The following is a 12,161-nucleotide window of genomic DNA, read 5'->3' on the forward strand; positions in this document are numbered from 1 at the left end:
GTTAACGACACACGTAAACACTAGTAACTGAAAATGCGGATAAACGGTTGAATAGATTAGGCAATACGGAAGGATGGTGATATCTATCTTGGACTTCCCTCTCCCCGAGCACGCGGATCCTTGCACCACCTGTTGACTTTGTAAATAGGGGGCAGAGAAAAAACCGATAAGACGCACAGCATGTCTTTAATTGCTTGCAAAAATTGCGCACAGAGAAATAAGCAAATGAGAATTAATTGCAACAAAATTCATCTTTCTTTAAGCTGTCGCCATTATCATTACCTCAGACTCCAGAACCATGAACGAACTCATTTTCTTTGAAGAACTCTTTGAAAAATCAAGCAAAGTGACACCTTATCTCAATGGTCAATTTTCATCACTCTCTGCTCAACAAGAGCCGATTATTCAGCGGGATCATTGCAGCTCGGAGTGCATTCAAACTCTCTATCGGAATCTGCAAGAAGCTCATCCAGAAGCGGGAGCTGCCTACTGGTTAACGCGCACTTGGACACTGCTGTGCTGGCAGCCCATCTATGTGGCTTTTGTGGCAATTTATGCTTGCCGTGGCTTACCGCAGTTATCTTCCATCGCACAAAATGTTCAAACAAACTTTGTGAGTGGTTTTCATTTCAACTCATTGAAATATCATGAAGGAGCCCAGCGCGAGCTAATTATTCAGGCTGGCAAAGAGTTGGTCGAGCTGTTCGAATATTTTCGTCTCGAGATGGAAGATTGGACACGCATCCGGCCGGGGTTCACCCATCATCTTTTTGCAGACAGTGTGTTGGGTTGTTTAACCCGATTTCAGGCGTTTTACCCTCATCTTTCTGAGCAGGAGTTATTGGCACAAGCTCATCTATGGTTAGAAGCCTGTGGTTTACCAACCAAGTTAGCGCAATCCTTGAGTTACAGCCCTGAGACTCAGACTCTCTCTCACGTTCGAACCAGTTGTTGCTTGGTGTATAAGTGCCAAGGTCGCAAACTCTGTCGGGACTGCCCAAGACATCCCGACAATAAAAATTAAGCGAAAGAGTTAAGAGCTACTTTCAGCGTGGACTGGCTTGGATGGTGCAGGCGCAAAGGCTGTCCATACAATTATCAACGCGAAGAATACACACAAGTAAATCGGATAATGTGGCGAAAGCGTTGCACTAAAGGCCAACAAAGACGCTAAACCATAGCCGATTGTGTGTGACATGGAAATGTAACCCACGACCGCTCCCGGTGCATCAGCATACTGAGTGGTTGCCGCTGTGGTATAAGCAGGAACAAGCAACGCCGCACCACACGCAGTTAATACCATCGCCAAGGCCAACACCCAGACATGGGTGATTAAAAATAAAGCCAAACCCACGACCAACAGCCCTGCCCCAAAGCGGTACATCTGCTCTGCTGACAATTTCTTTTTCTTAATCACCATCACTTGAGTCACAAAAGTACAAGCTGCGCTGATGGTGAGAAGCAGCCCAATCGCATCACTAATGCGGTTCGTCGGCCAATCGGTCAGTGCGCTGAGCAGCGGTGAAAAACTGTATTGCAGTAATGAAATGGCCGTACACAACAGTAATCCACTGGCGAGAAAACGCCACAAACGGCGACTTGGCAACCAAGGCAACGAGGAGCGAGAACGATTATCTGGAGAGGAAAGCTGTGGTGTGGGCAGAAAGCAGGTACCGACCAGAGCGACCATCGGTAGCAGCACCATCATGAATAAGGGCGCGAATGGTGACACTTTCAGCGCTAACAGCGAAATAACGGGGCCAATCAAACGTCCCACACTCAACCCGATGCTGACTGACGTGATGGCTTGTAACCGATTTTGCTCACCACACAACAATATCGCCCAGTGCTGGCTAGCAGGCACCATACCAGACACAGTACAACCATAGATAATTCGTGCCAAAGCCAACCCAATCAAACACAACATAAAAATTGAAGCAGAATCTCGACTGGCCATGGCAAACAGAGCCAACAAGGAAAAGCTCACCGCCATACCTGCGAGAGCCTGAATTACCACATGTTTAGGGCCATGTTTGTCGCTAACCCGCCCCCAAAATGGCGCAGAAGGCAAAAACAAAAAACTGCCGAGTGCGATCAAAATAGACCATGTGGGAAGGTCAAACGCCGATTGTTCGACCAAAAAGGGCAGTGAAACCAAAAGCCCGTTTTGGCCAATCCCCATTAACGCTGCTGCCAAGCCAATCACCCCCAATTGGGAAGACTGTTTTTTCAAAAGAAACATAGTGATAGTCGCTGTTGTTGAGCCGTATCAAGCCATCAATGTGGTGGTCCAATAACACAAATGATGACAATAAAAACAATTATCATTTATATTTTGATGTGCTAACATAACCTGCTCGTAACCAATAAATCAACTTTCCATTACATTATGTTTCGACTTGTCGACGCCACATTTAGCATTGATGAGAAACCTATTCTCTCAACCACTAATCTGACATTCGAGTCTGGCAAGGTCACGACTCTACTCGGTCATAACGGCTGTGGTAAATCTACCCTCATTAAACTGCTCAGCAGACAAAATAAGCCCACTTCAGGCCATGTTTTCTATGGTGACCAGCCTGTCCATAACCTGAATAATATCGAGTTTGCTCACCAAGTGGCTTATTTACCCCAACATCCACCACTGACTGCTGGGGTTACGGTGCGCGAGTTGGTTTGTTTTGGCCGCTACCCGTGGAAAGGGGCTTTGGGTCGTTACGATGCGCGAGATTTCGCCATTGTGGATGAAGCGATTACCAAAGTGGGCTTGAGTGAATTTTCAGATCGTTTTGTTGCCACCCTCTCTGGCGGAGAAAGGCAGCGTGCTTGGGTTGCCATGTTACTCGCCCAGCAAAGTAAAACCCTCTTGCTTGATGAACCCACTTCAGCCCTTGATGTGGCGCATCAACATGAGTTGTTGGCCCTGATCCGCGAACTGAACCAAAGCTTAGCGCTCACGGTGATCATGGTGCTCCACGATGTGAACATGGCGGCCAAGTTCAGTGATCATTTAATTGCACTGCATTCCGGCCGAGTCATCGCGCATGGTACGCCAGACCAGTTAATGAATCGCGATACTTTGATGCAAATCTATGGTATGGAACTGGCGCTCTTTCCTCACCCACGCACAGGGCAAGCCATTAGCTATATCCCTTAAACAACGTAGAAAAGGATTCTGTTGTGAAGACGTTTATCACCCTGCTGGTTTCCATGTTGGCAGTTCATGCATACGCCTTAGACATTCAACATGAGATGGGCAGCGCATCCTTCGCAGCACCACCAAAGAAAGTGGTCGCGCTTGATTGGACGTTAGCCGAAACCGTGCTCAGTTTAGGTGTGGAGCTACAAGGTGTAGCGGATGCCAAAGGCTATCAAGAATGGGTGGTTGAGCCTGCACTGAATCCCACCGTAACTAATGTCGGTTCAAGACGTGAACCCAACATCGAACTACTGAGTGAACTCAAACCCGATGTCATTTTGATGAGTCAGCAGATGGCGGCCGCTTATGAGTCCCTCAATAAAATCGCGCCTGTGGTGGTTTTAACTCTCTACAATGAACAAAAACAGCCGCTTAAGGCAGCCGAGTCCATCACTCGTTCTTTAGGCCAATTGTTCGGTAAAGAGCAGCAAGCAGAACAAGTGATTACGCAAACCCAAGCCAAACTGACAACCAATGGCGAGAAAATTCGCGCACAAGCCCCAACAATCAAAAGCCTTCTATTCGTACGTTTTATTAACGACAAAACCTTGCGTATTCATGGTCAAGGCTCACTAGCGGACGCAACGATCACCGCTATGGGACTCCGCAATAGCTGGCATGAGCAAAGCAATGTATGGGGATTTACCACCACGGGCTTAGAAAAGCTCGCCGAACATCAGCAGAGTAATGTGATGCTGTTTGGCCCACTCAAACCACAAGATCGCCAAGTGCTGCAAAGCTCTCCGCTCTGGCAGGTCATGGCGTTTAGGCGCGAAAAGGCGGTTTATGAACTTCCCCCCATCTGGACTTTCGGTGGCCTTATTGCTGCGCAACGTTTTAGTGACCACATCACCGAGCTGTTAGCCACACAATGATGAATACTGTGAGCCTTCCCCATCCCAACAAAATGAAACTCCCGACAAGCACTCTGCTCTTAGTTGGGGGTTTCTGTATGATTGCCGTTTTGCTGCAGACGACAGCACCTTATTCGCAAGGTATTAGCCTCATTTGGGATACCGTGTGGCACTTTGACCAGAGCAATTATCAGCATGTGATCACCTACCTGACTTATCTGCCACGGCTTTGTGTTGCGCTGCTATGTGGCTTTGCCCTCGCAGTAGCAGGTTGTGTCATGCAGTTTGTACTGCGTAACCCGATAGCATCACCAACCACGCTGGGTGTGGCCACGGGGGCTGAACTCGGCATGGTGTTGAGTTTGCTGCTTCCAACGGGGTTGGCGATCCCTAACTTTATCCCTGCCTTTTTAGGTGGCTGCTTCGCAACTGGGCTGGTGTTTTTGCTCAGTGCCAGCCGTGGTTTTGCTCCACTGCACATGATCTTAGCGGGCATGGTAGTTAGCCTCTTCTTGGGCTCACTCAATACCATGCTGCTGATGCTGCACGAGCAAAAGCTCGCCAGTATTTTTGTTTGGGGAGCGGGCGCGCTAAACCAAAATGGTTGGAATAGCACGCAAGTTCTACTGCCTTTAATCACTCTACCAACACTACTATTACTGATGCTGCAACGCCCACTGTCCGCGCTGCAATTTGGGGATGGCGTGGCTTCGTCTTTAGGTGTCAACATCAAGCAGATCAAACTACTCTGTCTTGGGTTGGCGATATTCATTACCGCGGCCGTGGTCAGTGAAGTGGGCTTGATCGGTTTTATTGGAATCGTCGCTCCAGCCATCGCACGATTGCTCGGCATCCGGCAACTCGCCGCCCAATTGCTGAGTAGTGGCGTGATTGGCGCACTGATGCTGTTGGTTGTCGATTTAGCCATTCAACCTTTCTCTGGCGTGGGGGGAGAACTGCTGCCCACTGGCGCGATGACGGCCTTACTGGGTGCACCTTTCCTGTTGTGGCTACTGCAACGCACTAAACTGCTTTCCGAACTTCGGGCTCGCGAAGAGCCGGTTGAGCATTATCGAAAAGTCAGTACCGCACGAGTTTTCTTCATTATGCTTGGCCTACTTAGCGTAGTAACCCTGTGCGCGTTAGTGTTCGGGCAAGGGCAAGCTGGCTGGAACCTAACTCTTAATCCAACATTGTTGGTGCTTCGTGCTCCCCGTGTGCTCACCGCACTCCTTGCGGGAATCGGACTGGCATTCGCGGGCACCCTCATTCAACGCCTATCCAATAATCCTATGGCAAGCCCTGAAGTACTCGGGCTTAGCTCCGGAGCTGCACTGGCCATTGTGCTCGGCAGTACATTCGGTATCGCGATTGAACGTAATGAACAGATGCTGTTAGGGACATTAGGCGCGCTGACCGTCACTTCTTTGATTTGGTTTATCGGACGCAAACACAATTTTGCACCAAGCCAAACCTTATTAACGGGGATAGCCTTGAGCGCGGGGCTGGATGCCCTGCTGCGTGTTGTGATGAGCTCAGGACATGACAACGCCACGGCGCTGCTCACTTGGCTTTCGGGCTCCACCTATTTGGTTGCCACTGCCGATATCTATTTACTGGCGATAGGCGTTGGGCTAGTCGCTAGTGTGGCACTGTTGCTCGAACGATGGGTTGCGATTATCGAATTGGGCGAAGTGGCCGCCCAAAGCCTCGGCATGAACGCCACTCAAGTTCGCTTGGTCTTGCTGCTGCTTGTTGCTGCACTCACCACACTCTGCACCATAGTGATTGGCCCTTTAAGTTTTATCGGCTTACTAGCACCCCATATGGCACGTTCGCTACACCAATACCAACCGCGTGCACAAATGCTTACCGCCGCTTTGCTCGGCGCAATCGTGATGGTGCTGGCGGATTGGGTTGGACGTAATCTCTGGTTCCCTTGGCAATTCCCGGCTGGTCTGCTCGCTTCACTCATTGGTGGGGGTTACTTCCTGTATCTAATGAGACGTTAACCGTATGCGATCTTCTAGAAGGCTACGCCGTTAGCCTTCTCTGCTATTTCCTCATCGCCTGCCTTCTCAATACACTTCTAACGAACTGATTTCATTGTTCAATTACTTTTTTATCAAATTTTTTGCACAAATTTGCAAAAACATATTGATCGCTCAAATGATAATGATTAGCATTACACAACATTTTAATCAATAAACGGCGAGAGACGGAATGCATCGCAATAACGAACGGATTAACCTCGAAAAATCAAACGATTGGGCCAACACAAATGAACCATCTATCGCGTGTTTCCTCAATTCATTAGCCCGTGAGAGTCAATCAGTCCAACTACTTTGTGGTGAAGATGGCAAACGTGTTTATCGACTCCCTCTGGCAAACTCAGACTCCATTACTATCCCTCTCAGTTATTTTTCTTCCCTGGGGAGCCATGAATATAGCCTACCTGCTCTTTTGCATACGCAAGACAGCATTAAAACGCTGAGTGTCGAGCAACTCATTGAACACATAGTTAACGAGCCTGCACTCGTCGGCATCGTCAGCGAAGCGCAAAAAGCCATTTTCACTAAACGAGTTCTAGAAAGTCATCGCAACACTGAACAGGCCATCGAACACTCTCCCTATCAAGAGCAGTTATTTACCGAACAACTGGATTTTAAAACCGCAGAACAGGGGTTATTGATCGGCCACTCTTTCCACCCTGCCCCCAAAAGCCGTGAACAATTTAGTTTGAGCGATGCCAAGCTCTACTCACCCGAACTCGGTGGTCAATTCAAACTCTTCTGGCTTAGCGTCGAACAATCACTTCTCACTAGCGGTAGCTCTGCCGACATTCATTTCAACCAGCGATTTGCAGCACTTATCGCACATGAGCCTGCATTAGTTGACGCTTTGCAGAGTGCTCAGCAACAGGGTCATGGGCTGCTTCCCGTACATCCATGGCAATGGTATGTCATGACAGAGAACCCATCCATTAAAGGCTACCTCGCCACCAAGCAAATCCAGAATCTAGGCCAACTCGGTGCAACTTGGTATCCAACATCGTCCACGCGCTCACTTTACGCGCCGGGTTTGCCTTACATGCTCAAGTTTTCGCTCAGTGTCAAACTCACCAATTCCATCCGTAACCTGTCACTGAAAGAAGTGATTCGCGGAACAAGACTCAATGATCTGTTCCAGCACCCAAAACTGGCACAACAGCTCGGTAACGGACAAGGTTTCCAGTTGATGCAAGAACCTGCCTATATCGGACTGAAAGATCTGAATGGCAAAATCATTGACGAGAGTCTTGTGGCATTTCGAGACAATCCATTGATGGATAATCCGGCAGAAGAAGCCGTGGTATTGGCAACGCTTACCCAACAAAATCCATATGGTGGCACTAGTCTTGTGGCGGCGCGCATTCAGCATTACGCCACTCAACAGCGTCTTTCGGCGAGCCAAGCCGCCAACCTGTGGTTTGATGCTTATTGCCGCCATGCTGTTGTGCCTTTGTTCCATTTGCAGGCTAATTTGGGGATTGTGTTTTTAGCCCACCAGCAAAATATCGTCATGCAGTTAGAGCAAGGCTTCCCAGTGGGTATGTACTATCGCGACTGCCAAGGCACTGGCTATACCGATTTGGCATTTAAGCTGTTTGGCGAACAACTTGGCGATCAAAAAGAAGCGCTCGAAAACTACTGGAACCAAGACAAAGTACGCCGCTACTTCGCTTACTACCTCATCATCAACTCCACCTTCAGTCTGATCTCGGCCATTTGCGCCAATTTGGATGTGGAAGAGAGTGAGCTCATCGAGATTCTGTACCACAACCTCAACGCGCTGCTGCAAAGCGGGGTGAAGGATGATCTCTGCCTGCGCTATGTACTGACCAGTGAGGTGCTGTGCTGTAAAGGTAACTTTTTCTGTTACTTACAAAACTTTAATGAAAACTCCATTCCCGATCCGGCTGTGATCTATTTCGATTTACCTAACCCTCTGGCTCGTATTGAGGAAATTGCTCATGTCTAAGTTCAATACCTTTATTTTTAGCACCGATCCACAGCCGATTATTGAGTTAACCCTACAGGCTAGCGATCTAATATGCTCTGACATCGCACCACAGCTAATACGCAAAATGGATCTGCTGTTTAGCCAAGATAAACAGATTGATGCACTGAAAGTGGTGGCTCGTGATCCTGAGATTCAAACCTGGGTTGAGCAACTCTTACCTTTGATTGACCAAAAGGTATCTCGCTGCGTTTTTTACCAATTGCCTCTCGCTTGGCACCAACACAAACCGTCAAGCAGTTTCCCACTGCAGCTTATTCAGTCCAACAACCAATTCCGCCATCACCCTTTACGTCCGCCTATGCCGCAAGGCCAGGTGTACCAAAGGTATAATGTTGATGCCGAGCTGAACGTCAGTTTCCGAGTGATTGAGCTGGATAAAGATCTGCAACGCTTCACACGTTGGATGAACGACCCTCGCGTGGCGCATTTTTGGGAACAAGCATGGAGTGAAGAAAAACTCGCCGAATTTCTTGAACAGCGCCTCGCTGATCCACACATCATTCCGCTGATTGGCGAATTTAACGGTGAACCATTTGGTTATGTGGAAGCCTATTGGGTTGCCGAAGATCGACTCAGTCCGTACTACGCGGTAGAGAATTATGACCGTGGTATCCATTTGCTCGTCGGCGAGCAAGCCTTCCGAGGCCCTAAATTTTTCAACGCTTGGATGCATGCCATCAGCCACTACTTGTTTATTGACGATGTTCGCACCAACCGCGTTGTGCTTGAGCCTCGTTCTGATAATGAACGCTTATTTAATCGCATCTTGCCACTGGGTTACCGCAAGTGTTTTGAGTTCAATTTCCCCCATAAACGTTCGGCACTGCTGATGCTGACCCGTGAACAGTTTTTTGCGGAGCGGTGGTAATGGAACAGTTAGCGCTACATCGTTACTGGGCAGTCGCCAATCAGAAGATGGTGGGCAAAATCCTCAGTGAATTCGCTTATGAGCAAGCGTTTCAATTTGAGCCAACCGCACAGGGTTACCAGCTCAACTTAGAAAATGGCACACGTTATTGCTTTGCTGGCGAAGAAAATATTTGGGGGCAGGTCATGATTGACCCGACTTCCATTACCCGCCATGCAGAAATCGAGGCGGAGCAGCCGATTTCTGCGGCGCTATTGATGCGCGATCTACAACCTCTGCTCACAATGCCGGATGACGCCTTCGCCGAACATCTCGAAGATCTCAATGCCACCTTACTCGGTGATTGCAAGCTGATGCTGCGCAAGCAAGCCATGACGGCGCGAGATCTGGCCATGCTGCCGTGTGAGCAACAGCAAACCTACTTTGATGGGCATCCGAAATTTGTGTTCAACAAAGGCCGCCGCGGTTGGGGCAGTGATGATTTAAAGCGGTATGCACCAGAAGCGGAACGCGCTTTCCAACTGGGTTGGGTCGCGGTTCATCACTCGATTTTGCAGCTCGCCACCAACGATGAAGTCACATGGCAAGCCTTGCTGCAAAGCGCCATCACGCCCGATGAAATCAAGCAGATGGACAGTTTGTTGGCTTCCTATCAGCTTGAACTCCACGATTATCGTTATATTCCGGTTCACCCTTGGCAGTGGAGCAATAAACTGGCTCTGCTGTTTGTGCGTGAAATCGCGACTAAGCAGTTGGTGTATTTAGGTGAGTTTGGCGATCACTTCTTGCCTCAACTGTCACTGCGTACCTTAAGCAATGTAACTCGTCCTGCGAGTTACGACATCAAATTGCCGCTCACGGTAATGAACACCTCCTGCTACCGAGGGATTCCGGGGCGCTACATTTTGGCCGGCCCTACGGCTTCTGACTGGATAGATCAGGTCTTTAAATCTGATCCCCTACTGATCGCGAAACAGGCCGAAGTGTTGCAAGAACCCGCAGCCGCCTTCGCCGCCCAAGCGGACTACGCTCTGCTGCCTAATGCTCCATACCGCTACCACGAACTGCTCGGTGTGATTTGGCGTGAATCGGCGGCTTCCAAATTAAAAGCCGGTGAACGCGCCATCTTAATGGCGGCACTGATGGAAAGTGACAATCAAGGTCAACCACTGATTGCGGAATACGTCCAAGCCTCTGGGTTAACCCTCGAAGCTTGGCTCAGCAAACTGTTTGATGCGGTGGTCATCCCCTATTACCACCTGCTGTGTAAATACGGTGTCTCGCTGATTGCGCATGGGCAGAATGTCACTTTAGTGCTGGAAGACCACGCCCCGAAGCGCATTCTGCTCAAGGATTTCCAAGGCGATATGCGCTTAGTCAGCAGCGACTATCCAGAACAAGCATCACTGGCTGACAGCGTGAAAAAAGTCACCGTTCGCTTGCCCGAGCACCTGATTATTCATGATTTACAAACCGGACATTTTGTTACCACGTTACGTTTTATTTCACCCTTGGTGGCCAAATTGGGCCTCTCCGAACCACAGTTTTACCGCCTGCTCGGGGAGCGGCTGCAAGCTTACATGGCAGCCCATCGTGAGTACCAACCAAGGTTTGAACAATTTGATCTGTTTAAGCCGAAAATTTTACGGATCGGGCTGAACTTAGCCAAATTTCGCCACAGCACCGATGCCAGCGCATCAAGAATGCTGCCGGACATGGATGACATGCTCGACAACCCATTGACCAAAGCACTGGAACACCAAGGCTAATTAACCGCATAACTCTCATTTTAATGTTAACGAAGCCTAGATGACTAAAAAAAAGGATTGCTCATATGGAACACACTAACAACGCCAAACTTGATTTTGCTGGCATCGGCGTCGGCCCTTTCAACCTTAGCATTGCTGCTTTGCTGGCCGATAAAGCGCAAATTTCCGCACGCTTCTTTGAAAGCCGTGACCATTTTGCTTGGCACCCAGGGTTACTGCTTGATAACACCCACATGCAAACCATGTTTTTGAAGGACTTGGTGAGCGCGGTGCATCCAGAAAGTCGCTACTCCTTCATCTCTTATCTAGTGAAGAACAAAAAGTTTTACCGTTTCTTGTCTGCTGAGCTCAAATGCATCAGCCGTCACGAGTTTTCGGACTACCTCGCTTGGGTAGCTCATCAGTTGGATAACGTTCAGTTTTCAACCCGAGTTGAACAGGTGGAATACACCGGTGAGGCATTCACGCTGCACACCAATCAAGGCTCCTACCAAGCGAAAAATCTTTGCATTGGCACAGGCAAGGTTCCTTCCGTACCTGAATGCGCCAAAGCACACCTTAGTGATCGCGTGTTCCTCGCCGCGGACGTGGGGCTGCAAGAGCGAAACCTCACGGGTAAACGAGTGCTGATCATCGGTGGCGGGCAAAGCGGTGCAGATATTTTCATTAACGCTTTGCAACATAAATGGGGCAAACCCAAGTCACTCGACTGGCTATCTCGCCGCGCCAACTATCAGCCGCTCGATGAAGCCGCGTTTACTAATGAATTTTTCGCGCCCGATTACGTGGATGCTTTCGTTCATTTGTCACCTAGCGTCAAACGTAAAGAGGTGGCAAACCAGAAACTGACCTCGGATGGCGTAACACAAAAAGCCTTGTTAACCATTTATCAAGAGCTTTACCACCGATTCGATGTACTCAAGGAAGACAAATGGGTAAGGCTGCTACCACACCGATCCTTAACTCAAATGAGTGCACAAGGCAGTGCGTTCAAACTGACCGCCAGCAATGCACTGGGGCAATGTTTAGAAACGTACGAAGCAGACATCGTTATTCTGGCGACGGGCTTTGAAGCGCCCTATCCCGCCTGTTTGAACACGATTCTGCCTCTGCTCGATCTTGATGAGCACAACCGCTACCAAATGACCCCAGATTTTGAGCTGAAGTGGGAAGGACAACAACGTAACAAGATTTTTGCTGTGAATGCGGGGATGCATAGCCATGGTATTGCCGAGCCGCAGCTTAGCCTTATGGCGTGGCGCAGTGCACGCATCATCAATCGCCTTGCGGGACAAACTATTTTCGATATCGACTCCGGAAAAGGAATGATTGATTGGTTATCCCCTAGCGCCATAGCGAAGAAGTTGGTTGCTTAAACACATTTTTTGCTAGTCTCGCCCCCACAGCGA

Annotated in this window: 9 protein-coding genes; 8 read left to right on the forward strand and 1 reads right to left on the reverse strand. The window is 49.1% G+C overall.

Going from position 1 to position 12,161, the window contains the following annotated elements:
* Positions 1-298: 298 nt before the first annotated feature.
* Positions 299-1,024, forward strand: a complete 726-nt coding sequence (locus VOA_RS03760; protein WP_001003910.1) for a siderophore ferric iron reductase — start codon at positions 299-301, stop codon at positions 1,022-1,024.
* A 9-nt stretch (positions 1,025-1,033) separates the two neighbouring features.
* Here VOA_RS03760 and VOA_RS03755 read toward each other — a convergent pair whose 3' ends face one another.
* Entirely contained in the window at positions 1,034-2,242 is a 1,209-nt protein-coding gene (locus VOA_RS03755) for an MFS transporter (RefSeq protein WP_000479296.1), read from the reverse strand.
* Between the two features lie 147 nt (positions 2,243-2,389).
* Here VOA_RS03755 and VOA_RS03750 point away from each other — a divergent pair, with 147 nt between their 5' ends.
* The 7 genes from VOA_RS03750 (at position 2,390) to VOA_RS03720 (ending at position 12,128) form a co-directional block, all read left to right on the forward strand.
* On the forward strand, positions 2,390-3,157 hold the full coding sequence (locus tag VOA_RS03750; RefSeq protein ID WP_000489423.1) for an ABC transporter ATP-binding protein: 768 nt from the start codon (positions 2,390-2,392) through the stop codon (positions 3,155-3,157).
* A gap of 23 nt (positions 3,158-3,180) precedes the next feature.
* A complete protein-coding gene (locus VOA_RS03745; RefSeq protein ID WP_000846729.1) occupies positions 3,181-4,074 on the forward strand; it encodes an iron-siderophore ABC transporter substrate-binding protein in 894 nt (297 codons plus the stop codon).
* Positions 4,075-4,106: 32 nt separating this feature from the next.
* Entirely contained in the window at positions 4,107-6,065 is a 1,959-nt protein-coding gene (fhuB, locus tag VOA_RS03740; protein ID WP_000775490.1) for a Fe(3+)-hydroxamate ABC transporter permease FhuB, read from the forward strand.
* Positions 6,066-6,276: 211 nt separating this feature from the next.
* Positions 6,277-8,073 (forward strand): IucA/IucC family protein, encoded by a 1,797-nt coding sequence (locus VOA_RS03735; RefSeq protein WP_000554940.1) that lies wholly within the window; start codon positions 6,277-6,279, stop codon positions 8,071-8,073.
* Entirely contained in the window at positions 8,066-8,983 is a 918-nt protein-coding gene (locus VOA_RS03730) for a GNAT family N-acetyltransferase (RefSeq protein WP_000033136.1), read from the forward strand. The genes VOA_RS03735 and VOA_RS03730 overlap by 8 nt, the downstream gene beginning before the upstream one ends.
* Positions 8,983-10,752, forward strand: a complete 1,770-nt coding sequence (locus tag VOA_RS03725) for an IucA/IucC family protein (RefSeq protein WP_000436133.1) — start codon at positions 8,983-8,985, stop codon at positions 10,750-10,752. The genes VOA_RS03730 and VOA_RS03725 overlap by 1 nt, the downstream gene beginning before the upstream one ends.
* 65 nt (positions 10,753-10,817) lie before the next feature.
* Entirely contained in the window at positions 10,818-12,128 is a 1,311-nt protein-coding gene (locus tag VOA_RS03720; protein WP_000401383.1) for a lysine N(6)-hydroxylase/L-ornithine N(5)-oxygenase family protein, read from the forward strand.
* The last annotated feature ends 33 nt before the right edge of the window (positions 12,129-12,161 follow it).

Origin of the sequence: Vibrio sp. RC586 (assembly GCF_000176715.1) — a bacterium.
Lineage (GTDB): Bacteria > Pseudomonadota > Gammaproteobacteria > Enterobacterales > Vibrionaceae > Vibrio.